Below are 23,703 nucleotides of genomic sequence, written 5' to 3'. Positions count from 1 at the left end.
GAAATCGAATGACGACCGCTTGAATGACGCTTCCGGCCGTCATGCTGCAAGAGGCAAATTTTAGCTTGATCGGGCGTTTCGGCAATTGCCTCTTGGTTGCCCGCCTGGCCGCGGCGCGGCCGTGATTCGGGGCAGCCGTGCGGGCTGCGGCGTCGCGGACCGGCCGGGATGCCGGTGCAGCCGGGGCGTGGCGCGACTGTCGCTTAAGGCTTGGTGGCGGGTTGCACGACCTGCTGCTCGGCGAGGCCGAGGCGCCCTGGCAACGAGCCGGCGCGCAGCAGCATCGCGACGCTGTTGGCCTCTTCCAGGGTGAAGTTGCCGGCGATCTGGCCCGAGCCGCCGGTGATGGGCTCGCGGATCACGGGAGCGGAGATTACCTTGTCGTCGAGCACGATGGCAAAGGGCTTCCCGACGTTCTCTGCAGTGATGTGGGCGAAGCGCCGCGTGCCGCGGCCGTTGAAACGGAACGAGGCGATCGGCTCTTTCGTGTCGCTCGTAAATCCCGGACCGGCATAGCTGATGTCGTCGCCCTCGAGCGCGCTGTCCTTGGCGACCAGATAGGGGCGCCTGTCCTTGAAGCCGAGCAGGACTTCGGTGCCTGCCGGAGGCGCGCCGGATTGCGCCTGCTCCGCGGACATTGAGAGGTCGATCAGGCGGAAGCCGACCTTGACCTTCCTGGCGAAGATCGCGGTGACATGCTCGGGCTCCATCACGCCGGGCAGGAAGATGCGGATGCGGTCCGTCCCATCGACTTGAACACTGGCAAGCTTGACGCCGGCATCCTTGAGGCGCTGCTCGATCATGGCGATGGAATCTTCGACGAGGTCGCGCAGCCGCTCGGCGGATGCGGCGTCGGTCGGTGCAAGCCTGATCAGACCGTCTCCGCCATCAGTCACGGTGAACGCATGCGCCGGCAGTCCCTCGGCTGCCGACGCGAGTTTGCGCGTGAGCTGTTCGCGGCCCTTCGCGTCCGCGATCTTCACGTCGACGCCGCCGTCGCGGATCGCAAGGCCGGAGAAGGCGATCCGGCCCTCGCGCAAGGTCTTGTAGACGTCGTCGCGCAGATCGGTGACGACGGCCACCCGCAAGCCGTCGGTGTCCACCCTGTAGATGATGCGGGATCCGCCCAGCTTCTCCATCTTGTCGGCGACGAAGGCTGCGACCTTGGCGCGCATCTTGTCGAACTGGGTGTCCGCGCCGAGAGTGGCAGAGGGCAGAGCGATTGCGAATACCGTCGCGAACGCTGCAATCAGCCATGTGATGCGATTCCGCGGGGGCGTCGTCATGATGACCTCAAGTCTTGCGGCAGGACGCTGGCGAGCGAATTCAGTGCCAGTTCTTGGTCCCCGGATCAGCCGCAGAGGTTCAAGCGCCACGGCCGGTAGGCGATGGACGAACGCTCAATCATCCATCATTCTGTCCGCGCTCGGCCGGCGATCGGCCGGGGCCTCGCCGAACCAAGATGTCAGAAGATACGGGGGCGGGGACATGCATCTGAGGGAGGACGGAATTTCATGGCGGGCATCCACGCGCTCGATCGGTTCATCGGCAACGACTATCCGGATCTTTTGACGGACGAGGATGTCGGGGCGTTCGAGCAGGTCCCTTACGCCGACCGCGTCGCGGCCGAGAGCACCTATGACGCGATCAGGCTAGGTGCGGCGCGCAATCCCGACGGGGCGGCGATCCAGTTCCTGCAAAACGCCGATCCCGCCGATACGCCGCTGGTCGTCACCTATCGCGATTTCATCGCGCGCGTCACGCAGGCCGCCAACATGTTTCACGCGCTCGGCGCCGAGAAGGGCGACGTCATCAGCTTCATGTTGCCGCTGGTGCCCGATGCCTTCGTCACGCTGTTCGGCGCGGAGGCCGCCGGCATCGCCAATCCCGTCAACCCGCTGCTCGAGCCACACCAGATCGCCGAGATCCTGGAGGCCGCGAACACCAAGATCCTGGTGGCGCTCGGACCGATGCCGGGCACCGACATCTGGCAGAAGGTCGAGCAGATCCGCCCGCAGCTCAAGCACCTCAAGGCCATCGTGCAGGTGTTCGGCGGCGGCGATCCCACCAAGGGCATCTTCGCCTTCGGCGACCTGATCAAGCAGCAGCCGGCGGACCGGCTCGTCAGCGGACGCCGGATTCTCGGCAGCGACATCGCTGCTTATTTCCATACCGGCGGCACCACCGGCACGCCAAAGCTGGTACGGCACACGCATGCCAACCAAGTCTATCAGGCCTGGGCGCTCAATCTGCTGCTGAAGGCGAAGCCCGGCGCAAACCTGCTGTTCGGAATGCCGCTGTTCCACGTCGGGGGCTCGCTGACGCAGGTCCTGCTGACGCTGTCGAGCGGCGGCTCGCTGGTCGTGTTGTCGCCGAGCGGCTGGCGCAATCCGAATGCAGTGAAGAACATCTGGCAGCTGGTCGAGCGCTTCAAGCCCGAAGCGCTGTCGAGCGTGCCGACGGTGCTTGCCGCCACCCTCGCGGTGCCGCCTGATAACGCGGACATATCGAGCCTGAAATATGCGGCAGGTGGCGGCTCGGCGATTCCGGTCGCGGTCGGTTCGGCGATTCAGGAGAAGCTGAAGCTGCCGGTGGTCGAGGTCTACGGCATGACCGAGACCTCGAGCGTGCACACGCTGGCCTATCCGTCGCGGCCGATCCGGCTCGGCTCGGTCGGCCTTCCCATGCCTTATGCGCGCGTGCGAATCGTGCAGCTCGATGCCGAGGGACGCCTGATCCGCGACTGCGCGACCGACGAGATCGGCGTCGTCATCATGGCCGGGCCCGGTGTGTTCGGCGGCTATCTCAACGACGAGCACAACAAGGGCGCCTTCGTCGACGAGGTCTGGGTCAACTCCGGCGATCTCGGCCGGCTCGATGCCGACGGCTATCTCTGGATCACCGGCCGCGCCAAGGATCTCGTGATCCGCGGCGGCCACAACATCGATCCGGCGCCGATCGAGGAGATCATGTTCCGTCACCCCGCGGTCGGCTTCGCCGCGGTGGTCGGCCAGCCCGATGCCTATGCCGGCGAGCTGCCGGTGGGCTACGTGCAGTTGAAGCCGGGCGCCAAGGTCGAGCCGGGCGAGCTGGAGGCGTGGGTGCGGGAGCGCACGCCGGAGCGCGCGGCCGTCCCGGTGCAGGTCATTCCGATCGATCCGATGCCGGTGACCGGTGTCGGAAAGGTGTTCAAGCCGCAGCTGCGCTGGGACGCGGCGCAGCGCGTGTTCACCAAGGTGCTGGCGCCGCTGGTCGAGCGCGGCATCGATTGCAAGGTGAAGGTCGGCGCCCATGGCAGCCATGGCTCGATCGCGACCGTGACGCTGACGGGATTGCCGGAGGATCAGCGCGAGGTAGTTGCGAGCGAAGTGCATGCGCTGCTTGCACCGTTCGTGATGCGCCACGAGGTGGTGCAGAGGTAGCGAACGCAGGCAGGACCGGGTTTGGGCTCACTTTCGATTAGGAGGGCGACGCTTCGCCGCGTTATCCATATCGCTGAGCGACAGCCGCTATGTGATCGGTATCACATAGTAAGAATTGGCAATCGGCGACGCTACCGAATAGTCTCATGGAATTGCATCCGGGGGGACGCAAGTGATTCCGTTTCGGCTATTTGTTTGGCTCATATTGGCGATGGGTTTTGCTTGCGGTCCGGCACATGCCGACCGGCGGGTGGCGCTTGTCATCGGCAATTCCGCCTACAAGAGCGCGCCGAAGCTCGGTAACCCCGTCAACGACGCCACGCTGGTCGGCGGCATGTTCAAGAAGGCCGGCTTCGATTCCGTCGACGTGAGGCTCGATCTCAGCGCCAGCGAGATGCGGCGCATGCTGCGCGAGTTTGCCGGCAGGTCGCGCGATGCGGAGATGGCGGTGATCTACTACGCCGGTCACGGCATCGAGCTCGACGGCAATAATTATCTCATTCCAACCGACGCGACGCTGGAGACGGATGGCGACGTTCTCGACGAAACCATTCCGGTGGAGCGCGCGCTGTTCGCGGTCGAGCCGGCCAAGCAATTGCGCCTGATCATCCTGGACGCCTGCCGCGACAACCCGTTCGCGAAGACGATGAAGCGCACGCTGGCCTCACGTGCGATCGGGCGCGGCCTGGCCAAGGTCGAGCCGACCACCCCCAACACCATGATTGCCTTCGCGGCAAAGGCGGGATCGACGGCCTCCGACGGCGATTCCAGAAACAGTCCGTTCGCCACCGCACTGGTCGAGCATCTGCCGAAGCCGGGACTCGACCTGCGCAAGGCCTTCGGCTTCGTGCGCGACGACGTGCTCAAGGCGACCGGCTACAAGCAGGAGCCGTATGTCTACGGCTCGCTCGGCGGTGACGACGTGCCGCTGGTCGCAAGGCCAGCCGCGACCGGCCCCCAGGCAAACCCGCAGGAGGCGATTCGCAGGGATTATGAGCTCGCGCTCCAGCTCGGCACGCGGGACGGCTGGGAAGCGTTCCTGGCGCAATATCCGGAGGGGTTCTATGCCAATCTCGCCAAGGGCCAGTTGAACAAGATCGCTGCGGAAGAGACGCGCGCTGCAGCCGAGCAAAAGGCCAGGGCGGCCGAGCAGGAGAAGGCGAGGCTGATTGCCGAGCGCGCCCAGAAGGCCGAGCAGGAGAAGGCGGCCGCGGCGGCCAAGGCGGCCGAGGAGGCGCGGATCGCCGCGGAGAAGCAGAAGCAGATCGAGCAGGCGAGGGCTGAAGCGGCCGAGCGCCAGCGCAAGGCTGCCGAGGCGGCAGCAGCGAAGGCACTGGCCGAGAAGCAGGCGGCGGAGAAGGCCAGGGCCGAGCTTGCGGCAAAGCAGGCGGCGGAGAAAGCGGAGCAGACCACAAAGCCGGCCGCCGACCGGCAGATGCCCGAAGCAGAGACCCAGAAGGTGGCCGCGCTCTCACCGGCCCCGACATCAACGTTATCCGCAGCTGACCTCGCCAAGTCGGTGCAGAGCGAGTTGCGCCGCGTTGGCTGCCTGACATCTGCCGCCGAAGGCGAATGGACGTCGGCCGCGCAGCGTTCGCTGACGCTGTTCAACAAATATGCCGGCACCCAGTTCGACGTGAAGCTCGCCAGCGTCGACGCCCTCGATGCGCTGAAGGCGAAGCCGGGCCGGATCTGCCCGCTCGTCTGCAATTTCGGCTTCAAGGCCGACGGCGATCAATGCGTAAAGATCACCTGCCGTGCCGGCTATCGCGTCGGTGACGACAACGAGTGCGAGAAGATCCCGGAGAAGAAGCCGGTCGCGACGCGGGAAGATTCGAAAAGACGGGATCAGGATCGAAGACAAACGGAAGCCGCGCCGTCAGCGCCGCAAGCTTCGGGGCAGGTGATCTGCACCAGCGCCGGTTGCAGGCCGATCGCTAAGGGGTGCCGGCTCGGGACAGCCAATCATCCTTCCAATCCCGCGGTCAAGATACCAGCCGAAATCTGCAACTGACGACGAGGTACGCTCCGCCTTCGCTGTTCGAGCTACGGCCGACGAGTCGGTCATCCGGGCGGCCGGCCCCGTTACCTCATCTGCAAGTGCGACAAATTCGGCTTCAGTCCGCCGGCATCCGCGTTTCGACGAGGCGCGCCCAGAACGACGCGCCGTGGCCCAGGATGTTGTCGTTGAAGATGTAACCCGGGTGGTGGCATTCGTTGCCGTCGCCCATGCCGACAAGCACCATTGCTCCTGGGCGCGCTTCCAGCATGAACGAGAAGTCCTCGGCGCCCATCATCGGGACGAACTTGTCGTTGACGCGCTCAGCGCCGACGATGTCGCGGGCGACCTCGGCGGCCATGCCGGCCTCGCGGGCATGGTTCATCGTCACCGGATACATCCGCGTGTACTTCGTCTCGGCCGAGCCGCCATAGGCGCGGGCGATGCTGTCGGCAACTTCGCCGATGCGGCGCTCGACGAGATCGCGCACCTCGGGGTCGAGCGTGCGCACGGTGCCGGCGAGCTCTGCGACCTCCGGGATGATGTTGAAGGCGGTGCCGGAATGGAACTGCGTGACCGAGATCACCGCCGATTTCAGCGGATCGACGTTGCGCGCGACGATCGATTGCAGCGCATTCACGATCTGCGAGCCGATCAGCACGCTGTCGACGGATTTGTGCGGGCCCGCGCCGGCGTGGCCGCCCTTGCCGCGGACGGTGATCTGGATGTTGTCGGAGGACGCGAGCATCGGGCCGGGCGTGGTTGCGAAATGGCCCTCGGGCAGCCCCGGCATGTTGTGCATGCCGTAGACCTCCTGGATGTTCCAGCGCGTCATCAGCCCGTCCTCGACCATCGCCTTGCCGCCGCCGCCGCCTTCCTCGGCGGGTTGGAAGATCATGATCGCGGTCCCGTCGAAATTGCGCGTCTCGGCGAGATATTTGGCGGCGCCCAGCAGCATGGCGGTGTGGCCGTCATGCCCGCATGCGTGCATCTTGCCGGGGACCTTGGAGGCATAAGGCACGCCCGACGTCTCCATGATCGGCAGCGCGTCCATGTCGGCGCGCAGGCCGATGGCCTTGCCGGAGGCCGACTTGCGGCCGCGGATCACGCCGACCACGCCGGTGCGGCCGACGCCCGTCACCACCTCGTCGCAGCCGAACTCGCGAAGCTTGTCCGCGACGATGCCGGCGGTGCGGTGGACTTCGTAGAGCAACTCGGGGTTCTCGTGGAAGTCATGGCGCCAGGCGGCCATTTCGTCGGAGAGGGCGGCAACGCGGTTGACGATGGGCATGAGGAATCCGTTCTTGATTGGTTGTAGCCCGGATGAGCGCAGCGACATCCGGGATCTTTCGCGAGAGAGTTCCCGGGTAGCGCTGCGCTCACCCGGGCTACGAAAGCGACGCTTCAGCTCTCGCCGAACACGCGCTTGAAGATCGTGTCGACGTGCTTGAGGTGATAGCCGAGGTCGAACTGCTCCTCGATCTCGGCGTCGGTGAGATACTTCTTCACCTCGATGTCCTTCTTCAGGAGCTGGAGGAAGTCGCCTTCGCCGCGCCAGACCGGCATCGCGTTACGCTGCACGAGCTTGTAGGCGTCCTCGCGGCTCGCGCCCTTCTGCGTCAGCGCCAGCAGCACGCGCTGCGAATGCACGAGGCCGCCGAGGCGGTCGAGGTTCTTCTGCATGTTGGCAGGGTACACCAGCAGCTTGTCGATCAGCCCGGCGAGGCGCACCAGCGCGAAGTCGAGCGTCACGGTGGCGTCGGGGCCCATCATCCGCTCGGCCGAGGAATGCGAGATGTCGCGCTCGTGCCAGAGCACGACGTTCTCCAGGGCCGGCGTCACATAGGCCCGTACCATGCGCGACAGTCCGGTGAGGTTTTCCGACAGCACCGGGTTGCGCTTGTGCGGCATCGCGGACGAGCCCTTCTGCCCCTCCGAGAAGAACTCTTCGGCCTCCAGTACCTCGGTGCGCTGCATGTGGCGGATCTCCACGGCGATCCGCTCGATCGAGGAGGCGATCACGCCGAGCGTCGAGAAATACATGGCGTGGCGATCGCGCGGGATCACCTGGGTCGAGATCGGCTCCGGCACGAGCCCCATGGCTTTCGCGACATGCTCTTCGACGCGCGGATCGATCTGCGCGAAAGTGCCGACCGCGCCGGAAATGGCGCAGGTCGCGACCTCCTTGCGCGCCGCGATCAGGCGCTCCCTGGCGCGCGAGAACTCGGCATAGGCGTAGGCGAGCTTGAGGCCGAAGGTGACAGGCTCGGCGTGGATGCCGTGGCTGCGGCCGATGGTCGGCGTCATCTTGTGCTCGAACGCGCGCTTCTTCAGCGCGGCGAGCACCTTGTCGAGGTCGGCGAGCAGCAGGTCGGCGGCGCGGGTGAGCTGGACGTTGAGGCAGGTGTCGAGCACGTCGGAGGAGGTCATGCCCTGGTGCACGAAGCGCGCCTCGGGACCGACGATCTCGGCGAGGTGGGTGAGGAAGGCGATGACGTCGTGCTTGGTCTCACGCTCGATCTCGTCGATGCGGGCGACGTCGAACGTGGCGTCCTTGGCCTTGGCCCAGACCGTCTTGGCGGCGTCCTTGGGGATGGTTCCGAGCTCGGCGAGCGCGTCCGCCGCATGCGCCTCGATCTCGAACCAGATCTTGAACCGGGTCTGCGGTTCCCAGATCGCGGCCATTTCCGGGCGGGTGTAGCGGGGGATCATCTGACGGCTCCAGCAAGGTAGGCGGGCCGCCCAAGGGGGGCTGTGCCGGCCAAAATGTTTTTTACGCCGTGATTTAGCAGAGCGGGGAGGGCTAAACAAACGGCGGGCGCAAGCTAGCGGGGGATGATTGCACCGAGCAGGCAGCCAGCGCCAAGGTTCGGCCGGCACCGGTATCCGGCGAGGGGGGCGCCCGGCCGCAGAAATCAGCGGTCAATCACGGATCATTGACTGACAGATATTGAAATCTGTCATCTGGACGTGTATATCCGTCTCCGGACGCTCCGATTGGGCGTCCCGCGATAAACCCCGGAGAGCCCGACATCCGAAACAAGCTCGGATCGGAGGGCGGATCGAAGAACGGGGACCGCGGACGAATGGAGACTTAAGAAATGACGACCGAAATCCTCAATCTCACCGGCGTGATTGGGCATTGGCTCAATTTGCTGGTGGCGCGCCAGATCGCGGCGCAGGCTGCAAAACTGCCTCATTAAGGCATAGGCTTTCCGAACGACCGGCAAGGGCGCTTCGGAAGCAGCCCTACTGCCGGGTAACTGAGCCCCAAACGGGAACATGGTGCTGGCATGAATGAAGCCGTTGTCTTGACGCCGGAGCGGATCCTCGAAGTCACCGAGGACGTGCTCAGGCGCTACGGGCTTGCCAAGGCCACCGTGGTCGACGTTGCCCGCGCGCTCGATGTGAGCCACGGCAGCGTCTATCGCCATTTCCCCAGCAAGGCCTCGCTGCGCGAGGCCGTTGCCAAACGCTGGCTGGACCGCATCGACGCGCCGTTGCTGGCGATCGCCAACGAGCAGGGGCCGGCGCCCGACAGGCTCGACCGCTGGCTGCGCACGCTGTTCGCAGCCAAGCGTTCGCGTGTGCTCGACGATCCCGAGATGTTCGAGACCTACCTGACGCTGGCACGCGAGGCCTGCGCGGCCGTCAAATGTCACAAGGACACCATGATCGACCAGATCGCGGCGATCCTGACCGATGGCGTGAAGCGGGGCGAATTCGCCGTGGGCGACGTCAAGGCAACCGCGCGCGCGATCTTCGATGCGACCGTCCGCTTCCACCATCCGGCCCATGCCGACGAGTGGAAGGACGCTGATCTCTCCGCGCGCGTCGATGCGATGCTCGCTCTGCTGCTGCGCGGGCTGAGGACAGCCTAGGGCCGTAGGTCCCATTGAATCGCGGGTGCGGCCAATCAACCTTTCGCCTTCTGGAGAGCGGCGCCATCGCGAAGCGAGGGCGAGGAAGCCGAATGTTTTCGCGTGTGGAAGACAGGATCGGAGGACGGCACGACCGGCGGGCTATGCGGGTATGCATTGACTGCGATCTCGACGGAGTCCTTTGACCGCTTTCGAAGGCGGTAGAACGTCAGGTCCTGATCGAACATGGGGCAGCGAAAGTGGACGACGGCTGTGTCCGGCAGGCGGCAAAGTTCGTCGATGAGCTCGCCTACTGTGATGATCGGGGGATGGTCGACTGCCTTGTGGTGACCCTTAGTCATGACCCTTTACTCCTTCTCTGGCGTACTAACCGGAGCCGGATCGGCTCCGTTCCAATTTCGTTCAGCAGATTGAGAAGCTTCAAGGGATAACGCAGTGCGGCAGCCTGGCTGCTAGATTCTGGTCAGCCCACAGGTCGCGGCCAGCCGCACGAGTTGCGCATCCGTGCGCGCGCCGGTCTTGGTCTTGATCAGGTAGTGATAGTTCTGCACCGTCTTGACGCTGAGATTGAGATGCGTCGCGATCTGCTCGGTGGTGGCGCCGCCGGCGAATTGGCGCAGGATCTCGATCTCGCGCTCACCCAGCTGGTCCAGCGCCGAACCCCTCGGCGACAGGCTGTCCTCGGCCAGAATATGCGCGATGTCGTCGCTCATGGCGCGCTCGGCGCGCGCCACGCTGCGGATGGCGTGCACAACCGCGGACGGCTCGCTGCTCTTGGTGACGAAGCCGGAGGCACCGGCGCCGAAGGCGGCCTTCACCAGCACGGCTTCGTTGTGCATGGTGAAGACGAGAATCCGCGCCCGCGGGCTGCGCGCGCGGATGTTGCGGATCGCCTCCAGCCCGCTCGCGCCGGGCATCGAGATATCGAGCACGACGACGTCGGGATCATGCGCCTTGAACGCGCTGTAGGCGTCCGCGGCGTTCTCGGCCTCCGCCACGACGTGCAGATCGCCCTGGCTTTCCAGCACGCGCCGGTAGCCCTGCCGGACGATCGGGTGATCGTCGACCAGCAGCACGGAGATGCCTGTTGCTGCAACCTCGCTCATCCCGGCCTCACGCAGCGAGCGGGATGGTGGCGGCAACGCTGAGGCCGCCGCGGGCCGGCAGGATTGACAGCGATCCGCCGGCTGCCGTGACGCGCTCGCGGATGCCGGTCAGACCGAAACCGGCCGACTGCGCGACACGGGCCGCGTCGCCGCCGCCGTCGTCCTCGACGCGGATCAGCAGCGCATCGTCCTCGCCGGCACGGCGTTCGACGCGCAGGCTGATCTCGCGCGCCACGCCGTGACGCAGCGCGTTGGTCAGGCATTCCTGTGCCACGCGATAGGCCGTGGTGGCGGCCGGACCGCTGATGTCGGTGAGGTCACCCCTGAGATCGAGCTGGATCGTCGGCCGCGCCGCGCTCTGCGATCGCCAGCTGTCGACGAGATTGACGAGGCTTGCCTCGAGCCCGAGCTCCTCGGGCAGCGGATTGCGCAGGCGCTTCAGTGCATCGCGGAGCGAGGCCATCAGATGATGGGTGGCCTGCGAGATCATGCGCGCATCCTGAGCGATTCCGGTGCTGCGGTCCTTCGTGCTCGCTGTCTCGATTGTGTTGGCGAAGGCGAGAATGGCGGAGAGATTCTGCCCGAACTCGTCGTGCAGCTCGCGGGCGAGGGCGCGGCGCTCGTCGTCGCGGATTTCGATCAGGCGCCGCGTCAGGGCGGCGCGCTGCTCGGTAGCTTCCTCCAGCCGGTTGCCGAGCTCGCCGACGGCGGTGCCGATCATCGCCAGCTCCATCGAGCGGAAACGCGGCAGTTTCGTGCGATATTGACCGCGCGCCATGCGCTGCAAGGCGGTCACGATCGTGCGCGCCGGCGCCAGCGCATGTGCGATCGCGAGCGAGGCGAGCAGCGCAATTGCCGCCGCCATGAGCAGCGCGACATCGATTACATTGAGGATGTACTCCCAGGCCAGCGAGACGGCCGCCGCGCCGTCCGGCGTCGCAACCACCGTGCCGGCAGCCGCTGCGCGGGGGCTGACGGGCCGGATGACCTCGGCGTGGCTGCCGAGGAAGGTGGGCACAATGGCGGCGAACCAGCGCGGCGGCGCCTTGCCCAGCCCCTCGCTCTGGCCGCAGAGCGGCTTCTCGAATGCCACAGCCGGCTGGAACTCGACGCAGACGCCGGGCGAGATCAGCTTCATCGTCTCCAGCGTGCGCCAGTCGGGAACCGGCAGGAGATGCTCGCGCGCTCTGCTGCTGCGCAACAAAAGCTCGCGCCAATACAGCGCCTGGAGCGCCTGCGCGACCCGCTGCGCCGAGGCCGCGGTCGCCCGATCGATGCTGCGATAGGCGTCGAATGTGGCCCACACGGTCGCGGCTCCGAGGCAGAGCACGACGATGAGCAGCAGACGGGCGACAAGCTGAAGCACGAGGCGCATGCGATCACCCCCGACGTTTGGTAAGGTCAGCCTAACAACGCCGCCGCGTCTTGCCAATTGCAGGGGCGGGCCGGAGTGCAGCTCGGGCAAATTTCCCAAGCCGGATTGGGCATGGGTCTTTGGACCTGATACGGCGGCTTTGATCTATTCGGTGGGGACACGCTGCAGGCCATTGCCTGCAATCCAGGAGCGGTGCAGCATGAGTTCGATCACGATTGGACCGATCGCGGGGACTGCGACCGACCCGTCCGAGCGCAGTGCGCTCCTGTTCTGGATGATCTTCACCGGGCTCTCGATCTTCGCCGTCGTGCTGCTGTGGCGCTTCGGCCTGATCCACCTGATGCTGACCTCGGACCGGACCTACATTTCCAGCGTGATCGCGCTGCTTTATGTCCTCACCTGCGGCCATTGCTTCCTGCGCACGCGGGCGATTGCGCGTGAAGGCGCGGCGGCGCGGCGCTGCCGGGCGGTGCTGGCGGCGCCGGACGGCAGCAAGGCGCTGGATGCAAGCGCGGCGGTGCTGCCGCGCGGCCTCGTGCGCGACCACATCCAGAGCCTGGTGACGAAAGCCGCGGCGCAGGACTACCGGGCGGTCGACCAGACGCTGCTGTTGCGAAATCTCGCCGATCGGTTGCGCGGCTCCAACGGCTTCGGTGCTTTCGTCTCGGACACGCTGATGAAGCTCGGCCTGCTCGGCACCATCATCGGCTTCATCATCATGCTGGCGCCGATCGCGGGGCTGGATGCCGCCGACAAGGTCGCGATGCGCTCCTCGATGGGCCTGATGAGCGACGGCATGGCGGTCGCGATGTACACGACGCTCGCCGGCCTCGTCGGCTCGATCCTGGTCCGCATCCAGTACTACATGCTCGACGCCGCGACCCAGCGGGTGTTCTCGGATGCGGTGCTGCTGACGGAGACCTATGTGACGCCGGTGCTGGAGCGCAAAGGTTCCGGTGCGCCGTCATGATGGATGATTTCGGTCTCTATCCGCGCGAGGAGCCGTTCGATCCGCTCGGCGTGATGCTGTTCAAGGCGCTCCAGGTGATCGCGTTCCTGTTCTTCCTGGCGCTGCTCGCGGTCTCGCCGGACGCAAAGGAAGGCAAGATCGACTCCAAGGCGGAGTTCATCATCACGATGGACTGGCCGGACAATCATCCGGACGATCTCGACCTCTTCGTGCAGGATCCGGCCGGCAACATCGCCTGGTATCGCCACCGGGAGGCCGGCTTCCTGACGCTCGACCGCGATGATCGCGGCGGAGCCAATGACTTCATCATCGTCAACGGCAAGAAGATCGCCTCGCCGATCCGCGAGGAGATCGTCACCGTGCGCGGCATCGTCGCCGGCGAATACACCGTCAACGTCTCGCATTTCGTGGCGACGACCGGCGAGCCCGTCACGGCCAACGTGAAGGTGCAGAAGCTCAATCCGACGGCGCAGGTGGTGTTCGACAACAAGTTCACGCTCGACCACACCGGCGACGAGAAGACCGCGGTGCGGTTCCGGATCGATGAGGAGGGCAAGGTCATCAATGTCGACCAGCGGCCGAAATCGCTGCTGGAGACGTTCCGCAGCGGTTGGCGCAACGGCGCCGATCTCGATCCGAGGACCGGTGTGAGCGGGAACCCTATGAGGATACGCCGTGACTAGCCTGCAGACGGTCATCCTGACGCTGTCGGTCGCCTACGCCGTGATCGGCGCGCTGCTGCTGGTCGTGCTGGTCTATGCGCGCCTGCACTGGTCGCTGAAGGCGGTCGCGGTGATCGTGACCAGCGCCTTCTATGTCGTCAGCTTCACCGAGATGCGCGGGCTGCTCGGCTGGGCCAGTTCCGACCGGCTGCCTGCCGCCTTCAAGCTGTTGAAGGCCCGCATCGTCGAGCCGCATTCGCTTCAGGGCGATCCCGGCTCGATCTATCTGTGGGTCGAGCAGCTCGACGAGGACAATCGTCCGAGCGGCATCCCGCGGGCCTTCCGCGTGCCCTACAACGACAGACTCGCCGACAAGACCCATGCCGCGGAGAACGAGATCGCGGCCGGACATCCTCAAGGCGGGCGCGCCGCGGATTTCGGCGGCGGCGACGGCAGCCTGATCGACATGGTCCGCGAATATGTGACCCCCAAGACGATCATGGAGACCAGCGGCGGCGATTCCTCGACCGGCGAGTTCAATGCGCCGCCGGCCGGCGCGCAAGGCGCCGTGTTCACGCCGCTGCCGCCGCCGCGGATGCCGCCCAAGGACGAGCAGTAGGCTCTTCACCGGCCGCGCGGGCACGCTGGTAAACGGCGCGGTCCCGGCGCATGGTCTTGACCTCCCTCAATTTGGCCTTATCGGCCTTCAATAAGATTTGGAGGGTGGAGGGTGCGTGCTGCTAGCTGTCTTCTCGGATATCCACGGCAACCGGCAGGCGTTTGAAGCTTGCCTGAAGATCGCCCGTGCGAAGGGCGCGGAGCGCTTCGTCCTGCTCGGCGATTTCGTTGGTTATGGTGCCGATCCCGAGTGGGTGGTGGATACCGCGATGGAGCTCGTTGCGCAGGGCGCCGTCGCCGTGCGCGGCAATCATGACCAGGCGGTCAATTCCTCGGCCGAGACCATGAACGCCGAGGCGCAGATCGCGATCGAATGGACCCGCGGCCGGCTCGACACCGCGCAGCGGCGGTTCCTGGCTGAATTGCCGATGCTGGTAGAGGACGAGGGCCGCCTGTTCGTGCACTCCGAAGCCTCTCATCCCCAGCGCTGGCACTATGTCCGCTCGACGGTGGACGCCGCCAAGAGCCTGATCGCGACGCCCGCCCATGTCACGTTCTGCGGCCACATCCATCGCCCCGCGCTCTATTCGATGTCGGTGACGGCCAAGATGACGAGCTTCGTGCCGAAGACCGACGTCCCCGTGCAGCTCCTGCGCGGACGGCAATGGCTCGCCGTGCTCGGCTCGGTCGGCCAGCCTCGCGACGGCGATCCTTCGGCGTCCTTCGTGCTGTTCGATACGGTCTCATGCCAGGTCACCTATTGCCGCGCACCCTATGACATTGCGACCGCGGCAAGCAGGATCCGCGACAACGGACTGCCGCCCTGGCTGGCCGACAGGCTGTCGCAGGGGCGCTGACCGCGATGCCGAAACCCCTGGTCAAGTCAGGCGCGGAGATCGACGGTTACACCATCGGTGAATGCGTGCATGCCGGCGGCATGGCGACGCTGTGGACCGTCACCCATCCGGGCATCGACGTGCCCTTGCTGATGAAGATCCCGCGGGTGTCGGAGGGCGAGGATCCCGCCGCGATCGTCTCCTTCGAGATGGAGATGATGATCCTGCCGCGGCTCGCGGGTCCGCACGTGCCGGCCTGCTTCGGCACCGGTGATTTCGCCCACCAAGCCTATGTCGTGATCGAGCGCATCCCAGGCGCCACGCTCTACAAGCGGCTCCCTGACCTGCCGCTGCCTTATGACGAGGCGCGGCAGCTCGTCGCCAAGATCGCAACCGCGCTCGCTGATCTGCACCGGCAGAACGTGATCCATCACGATATCAAGCCCAGCAGCATCATGTTCCGCGATTCCGGCGAGGCGGTGCTGATCGACTACGGGCTGTCGCAGCACAACCACCTGCCGGATCTCCTGCAGGAGGAATTCCGCCTGCCTTACGGCACCGCGCCCTACATGGCGCCCGAGCGGCTGTCAGGGGTGCGCGACGATCCGCGCAGCGACCTGTTCTCGCTCGGCGTGCTGCTCTATTTCTTCACGACCGGCGAGCGGCCGTTCGGCGAGGGCGAGACGCTGCGCGCGATGCGGCGCCGGCTCTGGCGCGACCCGCATCCGCCGCGCAAGATCCGCGCGGACTATCCGCCCTGGCTTCAGGAGGTGGTGTTGCGGTGTCTCGAGATCGAGCCGGTGTGGCGCTACCCGACGGCGTCCCAGCTCGCCTTCGATCTCGCCCATCCGGACCAGGTCAAGCTCACCGCGCGCTCGGAGCGGGTGAAACGCGATCCTCTCAGCGTCGCCTGGCGGCGTCGTTTCAACCTTGGCGCCATGGCGCCGCGCGCGAAATCGGATGTCGCGGCCCAGATCGCATCGAGCCCGATCCTCGCTGTCGCGCTCGACACCGTGGAGGGCGCACCGGAGCTGAACGAGGCGCTGCGCGTGACCACCGAGCGCATCCTCGCCACCTTGCCGTCGGCGCGGCTCGCCTGCGTCAACGTGCTCAAGCTGAACCGGATCGCGATCGACCGGACGCTGGACGAGCAGGGCTCCAACAAGCATATCGACCGCCTGGTCGCGCTCAGGCATTGGGCGACGCCGCTCAAGCTGGATGAGAGCCGGCTGACGGCTCATGTGCTGGAGTCGGTCGATCCCGCCGCCGCGATCCTGGAATTCGCCGAGGCCAACCAGGTCGACCACGTCATCATCGGGGCACGGCAGAGCTCGTTCAGGCGAACGCTGCTCGGCAGTGTCTCGGCCAAGGTGGCCGCGGAAGCGAGCTGCACCGTCACCGTGGTGCGGCCGCAGCGGCTGGCCGGCAATGTCGGCGGCTCAGATGCCGGCGACAGGGCAGGATAGGCCGACTGGCGTGTTGCGGGCTTGGATCAGGCCGCGTGGACGGAGCGCTTGCGGCGGATGGGCCAGGAGAATTGCGGGCCGGGTTCGCCGTGATCCGCGCCGCCGCCAAAATACTGGATGATCTCGCGGCAAGGCTCGCAACTGAACAGGTTACGCGACGCGGACGCCTTGGTCATTTCCTTCAGGCAGTTCGGGCAATGCGGCTTCATCAGTATCGAGTCCAATCCAGAATCTTCAATGCCGGTTCGGCGACCGGAGCGGGTAGTCCAGGTCTGCCGCTTCCTCTCCCGGATCGTCCCGCATCTCGCCTTCGGCAAGTTCGAGCCGACCGAAGAAGTAGTCGAGGCCCGGATGCGGACGACGCGGGATACGGCACCTGCGCTTCGGCTGGCGCTTCACGAGCGCGAATTGCACGGTGTCAGATCCGGTTGCGACGGACGCTGCGCGCCGAACGTGCCGGGACTTGCACCGGTCCGGTCGAAGGACCGAACAGAATAAACGCACTGAAACCAAGCCACAACGCCACGCCAGTCCAGACCAGGGTCGTCGTCATGATGTGCTCCCGTGAAAAACAGGCAGGAACCACTAGCAGTGATTTGCGCGAATCAGGGAAGTCCGGAGGAGTACGGAACGAGGTTGCAATTTTCAGCAATTGCCCACTGCAGCGCCTGGAGGCGCCCCCGTTTATTGCGCGGGCGACCGCCGCACTTTTCCGGCGCGTGCGCCCTCGAGGATATCCCGGATGCGCGGAGCGTTTCGAACACAGCGAAACCCGTAGCGGCCGGTGTAGTCGGTATCGGGCGAACGGGTCGATCGCCCTGACGCGAAGTTGAGGTGGCCGGCGCCGCCGCCGATGTCGAGGATTTCGAACGCAGTGTCCATCGCCCGGAACGGCGTCTGGCTGACGGTCCGTCTGCCCCAGGCCGTTCGCAGGATCAGCGCGCGGCGATCGGTGATCACATAGAGCGTCTGCAGGTCGTGCAGCAGCATCACCAGCGGAGCCGCAACCATCGCGACGCCAACCATCATGAGAGGTTGGGCCGCTTGGTCGATCCAATCGTTCCCGGCGGCGACGGCGGTCAGCAACAGCCAGGGGAATCCGATCCACCACAGCAATCGCCACATGATCATCCGGGCAACGCCGTCGGGCTGGCCCTGCCAGACCACCTGCTCCCCGTCCTGCAAGGTCTCGGCGAGCAGGCGCCACAAGCCTGCCAGGAAGGGAGTGGCACGGATCTCATCCATTCCCATTGGTCGCTGCGGCCATAAGGCCGGTTCGGCGCTCGAATGGAGGTCAGATGGCCTCGCCGCGGGCTCCCAGCGCGGCGTTGCGGATCGCGGCGATGTTGGCCTTGTAGGCGTCCTGCGTGCCGCCCCTGAACACGGAGGTGCCGGCGACGAAGGCGTTGGCGCCGGCCGCCGCGAGCGCGCCGGCAACGTCGGGGCCGACGCCGCCGTCGACCTCGATGTCGATCGGACGGCCCGCCGTCATCGCGCGGATATCGCGGATCTTGCCGATCGCCGAGGGGATGAAAGCCTGGCCGCCGAAGCCGGGATTGACCGACATCACCAGCACGAGGTCGACGAGGTCGAGGACGTATTCGAGCGCGCTGATCGGCGTCGCCGGATTGAGCGAGACGCCGGCCTTCTTGCCGAGCGCGCGGATCGCCTGCAGCGAGCGGTGCAGGTGCGGACCGGCCTCCGCATGCACAGTGATGTGGTCGCAGCCGGCTTTCGCGAAGGCCTCGAGATAGGGATCGCAGGGCGAGATCATCAGATGCGCGTCGAAGATCTTCTTCGTGTGCGGACGCATCGCCTTGATGATGTCGGGACCGTAGGAGATGTTCGGAACGAAGTGCCCGTCCATCACGTCGAGATGGATCCAGTCGGCGCCGGCGGCATCCACCGCGCGCACCTCCTCGCCGAGCCTGGAGAAGTCCGAGGCCAGGATCGAGGGCGCGATGGCCAGGGGGCGGGGGGCGAAGGCTTGGGTCATGGCGCTTTTTCCCGTGGCGGCCGTGAAAGATGGCCTCGCCTAACATGGGCCTCCGTGGCGGGCAATGCAGGGAAGCCGCGCTTCCTGTGGGCGGAAATTTCTGCCGCGGCCGGCACGAATTGCCGGTGCTCCCCGGCGGTGCCGAGCGCGGCGGAGGCGGATTTCATTGAGCTTTTCACGATGGCACGACGCTTGCTGACGTCAGTCCGGAACATTGGCCGCGGCATGCCGCATCGGTTGGAGTTGTGCAATGTTGTTCGCCCTTGGTGCGGTATCGAGTGCGCTCGGCGCGATCCAGTCGCTGACGAACTCGAAATCGTCCTCATCGACGCAGAAGACGGGATCGACGCAAGGCGCGACCAACCCGTTCGCGATCGACAGCGGCAGCAGCACGACCAGCGGCGCAGCCTCGTCGGTCAACTCGGGCAGATATCCGCAGATCTCGCCGGAGACGATGAACGCGCTGTTCGCGGCACAGGGCCAGTCGACGGACACGAGCGGCGCGACCAGCTCATCCTCGACCGGGTCGGCGTCTTCGGCATCGAAGAGTCCCGAGGATGCGCTGAAGGACCTGTTCTCGCAGATCGATGGGGACGGTGATGGCAAGATCACCAAGTCCGAGTTCGAGGACGCCCTCGGCGCGGGCGGCACCAATCTGGCCAAGGCCGACGAGGTGTTCTCGAAGATGGACGCGAATGCGGATGGTGACATCAATCTCGGAGAGATGACGAAGGCGCTGCGGGGCGGCCACGGCCATCACGCAGAGGGTGCCGGCGGCTCGGGCGGTGGTTCGGACTCCTCGTCGCAATCCGGCGGCGGCTCGACGTCGACCACGACGACCAATGCCGACGGCTCGACCACCACCACCGTCACCTATGCCGACGGCTTCAAGATGTCGACCACGGTGCCGGGTGCCTCCAGCAGTTCGAATGCCAACGGCGGCGGCAATTCGCCTTATGACTGGTTCGGGCAGATGATGCAGCGTCAGGCGCAGGCTTCGGCGGGGTCGGCTTCATCAATGTCGATGAGCGTGTGAGCGCGCCCCAAGGCTAACCCGCATATTCGTGCGTGATGTCACGATAGGCATAACGGTCGCGGATCTCGCGATTGAAGAACGTCCCTTTTGAGCGCGCTTGACTGAATGCAGCGGCGGCCTCCGGCGGAACGTCCTCGTAGAGGTAGATCCTTCCGCTGACGAAAGTCACCTTCAGCTCGCGCGTGCCTGGCGCATATCGAAAGAAGCGGACCACGGACGACGGCATGGCGGAACACCTCGGTCCGCCGGGACAACGCCGTGTCCGCCGTTTCGTTTCTCGCCTAGACTAGCCGAACTTGTCTTTCCACGCCGGCAGCGCCCCCGGGAACGGCAGCGCGGTCGCATTGTACACGCCGCTTGCGATCGCGCGTGCGACCACGTTGGCGGCGACCATGCCGAGCTCGGTGAGCTCCACCAGCGCCTCGATCGGCTTCTCGCAGGTGGCCGCGGCAAACAGCACGTCGCCGTCGAGCGGAGCGTGCACCGGATAGATCGCGCGGGCAAATCCGGTCTGCGCGATCATCGCGAGCCGCTTGGCCTGCGCCTTGCTCAGGATCGCGTCGGTGACGACGAGGCCGATCGTGGTGTTCTCGCGCTCACGCGCGGCCGGCCCGCCCTTGATGCGCATCGCCAGCATGTCGGGCGTGAACGCGGGCGGCAGGCCCCGTCCGCCGAACTCGCCGTTCTCCTCGAACGGCGCGGCCCAGAACCAGGGACCGTTGCCCACGGTGACGCTGCCGACCGCGTTCACCACCATGATCGCGGCGACCTTGACGCCGTTCGTCGTGACGGCCGACGCCGAGCCGATCCCGCCCTTGAAGGTGGCGGTGGTCGCACCCAGGCCCGCACCGACGCTGCCGAGTGCGAAGTCGGTGCCGGCGGAGGCAGCGGCGGCATAGCCGAGATCGCGATAGGGCGAGAAGCGACCCCAGGCCTTGTTGCCGCCGTTGAGCAGGTCGAACACGATCGCGCCCGGAACGAGGGGGACCACGGCCTCCCGGACCCTGAAGCCGCGGCCCTGTTCGGCGAGCCAGGCCTGCACGCCGCCGCCGGCATCGAGGCCGAAGGCGGAGCCGCCGGAAAGCGCGATCGCATCGATCCGCTCGACGGTATTGGCGACGTCGAGCAGCGAGGCCTCGCGCGTACCTGGGCCGCCGCCGCGGACGTCGATCGCCGCGACGGCCGGCTGGTCGAAAATGATGGCGGTCGTGCCGGAGGCCACTTCCGTATTCTCGGCATGGCCGACCCGGACGCCGGCGATATCGGTGAGAAGGTTTTTCAAGACGGCCTCGTCGTTGAGAGCATTTCGCGGTCTGCGATAGCGCAGCGATGCCGCAGGCTCAACCGGCGAGCGCGGTCCTGAGCATCTTGGCGAGCTCGGACTTGCGGTAGGGCTTGGCCAGCAGCAGCACGCCGGAATCGAGCCGGCCATGATGGACGATGGCATTTTCGGTATAGCCCGAGGTGAACAGCGTCTTCAGGTCGGGGCGGCGCCGGGCCGCTTCGTCGGCAAGTTGGCGGCCGTTCATGTTGCCGGGCATGATGATGTCGGTGAAGAGCAGGTCGATGGTCTCGTCGCTGTCGATGATGTTGAGGGCCTCGGTGCCGCTGGCAGCCTCGAGCGCGGTATAGCCGAGGCTCTTGACCTGCGTCACGACATACTGCCGCACCAGCGCATCGTCCTCGACGATCAGGACCTTCTCGTCGCCGCCGGCGATGGGCGCGTTCTGGAGCGCCTCGAACTCGGCATCCTGCACCCCGCTCGAGCGCGGCAGGTAGATCTTCACGCTCGTGCCGTGGCCTTCCTCGCTGTAGATCTTGATGTGGCCGCCCGACTGCTTGACGAAGCCGAACACCATGCTCAAGCCCAGCCCGGTGCCCTTGCCGACCTCCTTGGTGGTGAAGAAGGGATCGAACACCCGGTCGATCAGCTCCGCCGGGATCCCGCTGCCGGTGTCGCTGACCGCGATCATCACATAATTGCCGGCAGTGACGTCGGGGTTCATGCTGGCATAGCCGTCGTCGAGGAAGATGTTGCGGGTCTCCAGCACCAGGGTGCCGCCATCGGGCATGGCGTCGCGCGCATTCAGCGCGAGATTGAGGATCGCGGTGGACAGCTGGCCGGGGTCGACCAGCGTTGGCCAGGCATCCTCGGTGAGCTGCGGCATGATGGTGATCTGCTCGCCGAGCGTCGGATGCAGCAGCTTGGCGGCTTCGAGCGCCAGCGCATTGACGTCGATCTCGCGTGGCTGGAGCGGCTGCTTGCGGGCGAAGGCGAGCAGATGCCTGGTCAGCTGCGCGCCACGCTCGGCGGCATCGTCGATCAGCTTGGTGATGGCGGCAAGCTCGGGCCGGTCGGCGACCGCGTCGCCGAGAATGCCGATCGTGCCGGTGATGACGGTCAGCACGTTGTTGAAGTCGTGGGCGACGCCGCCGGTCAATTGCCCGATCGAGTCCATCTTCTGGATCTGCCTGAGCTGGGCTTCGGCGGCCTGCTTGTCGGTGAGGTCGCGGCCGATGAAGTAATGGCGCTTCACCGGCTCGGACCAGGTGCCCATCCAGTTCAGCGTGACCTCGTGACCGTCGTAATGGTAGTAGCGCGCCTCGAAGCTGCGCTTGACCGCACCGCGACGGGCTGCGCGCATCTCGTTCCGCGTATTCTCGAGATCGTCGGGATGGATGAACTCGGTCGCGCTGTGCCCGACCATGTCCTCGGGGTCGTAGCCGAGAATGTTCTTCACGCTCGGGCTGACCTGGACGAAATTGCCATAGCCGTCGGTGACCAGGATCAGGTCCTGCGACGTCTCGAAGATGCGCTGGCGTTCTTCGGTCTCCCGGCGCAGCTTCTCTCTCGCCTGCTTCTCTTCGGTAATGTCGTGGGCGATCTTGGAGGCGCCGATGATCTCTCCCTCATCGGTCCGCAGCGGCGTAACGTTGAGGACGACGTCGAGCGGGCTTCCGTCCTTCCGGATCCGGATCGTCTCGTGCTGGGCGATCGACTCATTGCCGGCGATCCGGTTGAGGATGCTCCTGACCTCGCCCTTGAGATCCGGCGGCACGATGATGTCGATCGGCTTGCCGATGGCCTCGGCAGCGGAATAGCCGAAAAGATGTTCGGCGGCCTTGTTCCAGCCGGTGATGATGCCATCGAGCGATTTCGTGATGATGGCATCGTTGGACGACTCGACGACCGCGCCGTACAGCGCGAGCCGCTTGCCGTAATAGTCGCGTTCCGAGGCCGATTGCTGCCGCAGCCTGCCGACGAGGCCCACCGTATGTGCCTGGAGGCGGACATTCTCGATGAGAAGCACTGCGAGCACGAAGGTCGCCGCAGCGAGACCGTAGAGCCGTCCGGCATAGAAGCCGAGATCGAAGCGTGCGACGTTGACGATCGCCGACAGCGCGATGTCGAACAGCCAGGCGCACATGACCACCATGAGCCAGACGTCGATCACCGTATGCGGCTTGCGGAACCAGAGCGAGACCAGTGCGGCAAAGCTCAGCGACCACACGAAGGACACGACTCCGATCATGGTTGGCGTGTACCGGCCGTCGCGCAACAGGACCGGCAGCAGATCGTGCTGCGCGGTCACGATCCAGGCGAACACCGCCACCGCGGCGATGACGCCGAGCACGCTGGCGTAAATCGCCCGGCTTGCCGCGCCGCGGATCCGGGGGCCACCGTCCTTTTCTTTCAGCCAGGCATAACCCATCACGCACAGCGGAAAGACGGCGTGCCAGATCATGTAGAGCCAGACCGTGGTCTGCCGGCCCGCGCCGAAGAGCCCGGCGGGTGCGAACAGTCCGGGGAAGGTGAGGGCATGAACCAGCGCCGCCGCAGCGGTGAAGAGATAGCCGGTCGCGAGCCACAGCAGCGCGCGGGTCCGCAAGATCGCAAACTGCGACAGCAGCAGCACCGCCGTGACGATGTCGCTCACGGCGAGCGCCGATTGATAGCTCGCGACGAAGGCCGGTACCGGCAGGAGCGGGGTACCCGCGAAGGGCACGGCCGCTGCGAACAGGAGCGAGGACACGCCGACGATCGTCGACGCTGCGGCGCGGTCGGCCGAAGTGGCCGGCAGGGTCGAGAGAAATGTGCTCCGGTCGACCGTCGCAGGCACATCCACCTCTCGCGGGTTGGTCTTGGGCTGGTCGGGTCTGAGCATCTCCGCAAGTCTCATTCGGCCGGCAGTCCGTTCATGGTAGCGGTTCTGGGCGCGGATCGTGAACAGGACCGGCCACGACTCAACCGAAGGTTACAGCTTTCTTAATCTCGGTGGGAACACGGAATGGGGCCTGGGTAAGGTGCCCTTTACCGGGGCGATGCCACAATGCA

At 65.9% G+C, this 23,703-nt stretch carries 22 protein-coding genes; 9 read left to right on the top strand and 13 right to left on the bottom strand.

Going from position 1 to position 23,703, the window contains the following annotated elements; genetic code table 11:
- Window positions 1-203: 203 nt before the first annotated feature.
- Complete coding sequence (locus tag FJV43_RS04570; protein ID WP_239624957.1) at window positions 204-1,286, bottom strand: preprotein translocase subunit SecD; 1,083 nt, start codon at window positions 1,284-1,286, stop codon at window positions 204-206.
- 228 nt (window positions 1,287-1,514) lie between these two features.
- Here FJV43_RS04570 and FJV43_RS04565 point away from each other — a divergent pair, with 228 nt between their 5' ends.
- Both FJV43_RS04565 and FJV43_RS04560 read left to right on the top strand, forming a co-directional pair.
- Complete coding sequence (locus FJV43_RS04565; RefSeq protein WP_239624955.1) at window positions 1,515-3,422, top strand: acyl-CoA synthetase; 1,908 nt, start codon at window positions 1,515-1,517, stop codon at window positions 3,420-3,422.
- A 211-nt stretch (window positions 3,423-3,633) separates the two neighbouring features.
- Window positions 3,634-5,436, top strand: coding sequence for a caspase family protein (locus tag FJV43_RS04560; protein ID WP_239624953.1), 1,803 nt, complete (start codon window positions 3,634-3,636; stop codon window positions 5,434-5,436).
- A gap of 103 nt (window positions 5,437-5,539) precedes the next feature.
- On the opposite strand, the gene FJV43_RS04555 is transcribed toward FJV43_RS04560, so the two are convergent.
- Together FJV43_RS04555 and purB are read right to left on the bottom strand one after the other, a co-directional pair.
- Window positions 5,540-6,712 (bottom strand): M20 aminoacylase family protein, encoded by a 1,173-nt coding sequence (locus tag FJV43_RS04555; RefSeq protein WP_239624951.1) that lies wholly within the window; start codon window positions 6,710-6,712, stop codon window positions 5,540-5,542.
- Between the two features lie 113 nt (window positions 6,713-6,825).
- The gene (gene purB / locus FJV43_RS04550; RefSeq protein WP_239624949.1) at window positions 6,826-8,133 is read right to left on the bottom strand and encodes an adenylosuccinate lyase; all 1,308 of its coding nucleotides are present in this window, start codon (window positions 8,131-8,133) and stop codon (window positions 6,826-6,828) included.
- Between the two features lie 581 nt (window positions 8,134-8,714).
- On the opposite strand from purB, the gene FJV43_RS04545 reads away from it, so the two are divergent.
- Window positions 8,715-9,302, top strand: a complete 588-nt coding sequence (locus FJV43_RS04545; RefSeq protein ID WP_239624947.1) for a TetR family transcriptional regulator — start codon at window positions 8,715-8,717, stop codon at window positions 9,300-9,302.
- 452 nt (window positions 9,303-9,754) lie between these two features.
- Here FJV43_RS04545 and FJV43_RS04540 read toward each other — a convergent pair whose 3' ends face one another.
- The gene (locus tag FJV43_RS04540) at window positions 9,755-10,408 is read right to left on the bottom strand and encodes a response regulator transcription factor (protein WP_239624946.1); all 654 of its coding nucleotides are present in this window, start codon (window positions 10,406-10,408) and stop codon (window positions 9,755-9,757) included.
- A gap of 7 nt (window positions 10,409-10,415) precedes the next feature.
- Window positions 10,416-11,783 carry a histidine kinase gene (locus FJV43_RS04535; RefSeq protein ID WP_239624944.1) on the bottom strand — a complete coding sequence of 456 codons (1,368 nt, stop codon included), beginning with the start codon at window positions 11,781-11,783 and terminating at the stop codon, window positions 10,416-10,418.
- Window positions 11,784-11,982: 199 nt separating this feature from the next.
- On the opposite strand from FJV43_RS04535, the gene FJV43_RS04530 reads away from it, so the two are divergent.
- From FJV43_RS04530 to FJV43_RS04510, 5 genes are all read left to right on the top strand, one after another.
- Complete coding sequence (locus tag FJV43_RS04530) at window positions 11,983-12,753, top strand: MotA/TolQ/ExbB proton channel family protein (protein ID WP_239624942.1); 771 nt, start codon at window positions 11,983-11,985, stop codon at window positions 12,751-12,753.
- The gene (locus FJV43_RS04525; RefSeq protein WP_239624940.1) at window positions 12,750-13,436 is read left to right on the top strand and encodes a hypothetical protein; all 687 of its coding nucleotides are present in this window, start codon (window positions 12,750-12,752) and stop codon (window positions 13,434-13,436) included. The genes FJV43_RS04530 and FJV43_RS04525 overlap by 4 nt, the downstream gene beginning before the upstream one ends.
- Window positions 13,429-14,034: a hypothetical protein gene (locus tag FJV43_RS04520; RefSeq protein WP_239624938.1), complete on the top strand. Its 606-nt coding sequence runs from the start codon at window positions 13,429-13,431 to the stop codon at window positions 14,032-14,034. Before FJV43_RS04525 ends, FJV43_RS04520 begins: the two co-directional genes overlap by 8 nt.
- A gap of 115 nt (window positions 14,035-14,149) precedes the next feature.
- Complete coding sequence (locus FJV43_RS04515) at window positions 14,150-14,890, top strand: metallophosphoesterase family protein (RefSeq protein WP_239624937.1); 741 nt, start codon at window positions 14,150-14,152, stop codon at window positions 14,888-14,890.
- Window positions 14,891-14,895: 5 nt separating this feature from the next.
- Window positions 14,896-16,335: a bifunctional serine/threonine-protein kinase/universal stress protein gene (locus FJV43_RS04510; RefSeq protein ID WP_239624935.1), complete on the top strand. Its 1,440-nt coding sequence runs from the start codon at window positions 14,896-14,898 to the stop codon at window positions 16,333-16,335.
- A gap of 26 nt (window positions 16,336-16,361) precedes the next feature.
- On the opposite strand, the gene FJV43_RS04505 is transcribed toward FJV43_RS04510, so the two are convergent.
- From FJV43_RS04505 to rpe, 5 genes are all read right to left on the bottom strand, one after another.
- A complete protein-coding gene (locus FJV43_RS04505) occupies window positions 16,362-16,559 on the bottom strand; it encodes a hypothetical protein (RefSeq protein WP_239624933.1) in 198 nt (65 codons plus the stop codon).
- A 10-nt stretch (window positions 16,560-16,569) separates the two neighbouring features.
- Window positions 16,570-16,749: a hypothetical protein gene (locus FJV43_RS04500; RefSeq protein WP_239624932.1), complete on the bottom strand. Its 180-nt coding sequence runs from the start codon at window positions 16,747-16,749 to the stop codon at window positions 16,570-16,572.
- A gap of 4 nt (window positions 16,750-16,753) precedes the next feature.
- Window positions 16,754-16,888 (bottom strand): hypothetical protein, encoded by a 135-nt coding sequence (locus tag FJV43_RS37135; protein ID WP_256456900.1) that lies wholly within the window; start codon window positions 16,886-16,888, stop codon window positions 16,754-16,756.
- A gap of 131 nt (window positions 16,889-17,019) precedes the next feature.
- Complete coding sequence (locus FJV43_RS04495) at window positions 17,020-17,580, bottom strand: hypothetical protein (protein WP_239624930.1); 561 nt, start codon at window positions 17,578-17,580, stop codon at window positions 17,020-17,022.
- Window positions 17,581-17,629: 49 nt separating this feature from the next.
- The gene (gene rpe / locus FJV43_RS04490; protein ID WP_239624928.1) at window positions 17,630-18,331 is read right to left on the bottom strand and encodes a ribulose-phosphate 3-epimerase; all 702 of its coding nucleotides are present in this window, start codon (window positions 18,329-18,331) and stop codon (window positions 17,630-17,632) included.
- A gap of 250 nt (window positions 18,332-18,581) precedes the next feature.
- Between rpe and FJV43_RS04485 the strand changes: the two genes are divergently transcribed.
- A complete protein-coding gene (locus FJV43_RS04485) occupies window positions 18,582-19,367 on the top strand; it encodes an EF-hand domain-containing protein (protein ID WP_239624926.1) in 786 nt (261 codons plus the stop codon).
- Window positions 19,368-19,380: 13 nt separating this feature from the next.
- Here the strand turns inward: FJV43_RS04485 and FJV43_RS04480 are convergent, their stop codons facing one another.
- Genes FJV43_RS04480 through FJV43_RS04470 form a run of 3 tightly spaced genes read right to left on the bottom strand, consistent with a single transcriptional unit; the run spans window position 19,381 to window position 23,533 of the window.
- Window positions 19,381-19,593: a KTSC domain-containing protein gene (locus FJV43_RS04480; RefSeq protein WP_239624924.1), complete on the bottom strand. Its 213-nt coding sequence runs from the start codon at window positions 19,591-19,593 to the stop codon at window positions 19,381-19,383.
- A gap of 60 nt (window positions 19,594-19,653) precedes the next feature.
- The gene (locus FJV43_RS04475) at window positions 19,654-20,649 is read right to left on the bottom strand and encodes a P1 family peptidase (protein ID WP_239624922.1); all 996 of its coding nucleotides are present in this window, start codon (window positions 20,647-20,649) and stop codon (window positions 19,654-19,656) included.
- A 58-nt stretch (window positions 20,650-20,707) separates the two neighbouring features.
- Window positions 20,708-23,533 carry a PAS domain S-box protein gene (locus tag FJV43_RS04470; protein WP_239624920.1) on the bottom strand — a complete coding sequence of 942 codons (2,826 nt, stop codon included), beginning with the start codon at window positions 23,531-23,533 and terminating at the stop codon, window positions 20,708-20,710.
- Window positions 23,534-23,703: the final 170 nt, after the last annotated feature.

It is taken from the genome of Bradyrhizobium sp. I71 (assembly GCF_022354745.1).
GTDB classification, from domain to species: domain Bacteria; phylum Pseudomonadota; class Alphaproteobacteria; order Rhizobiales; family Xanthobacteraceae; genus Bradyrhizobium; species Bradyrhizobium liaoningense.
The sequence above is the reverse complement of the archived record's forward strand: the minus strand, read 5'-3'. Positions and strand labels throughout refer to the sequence as shown.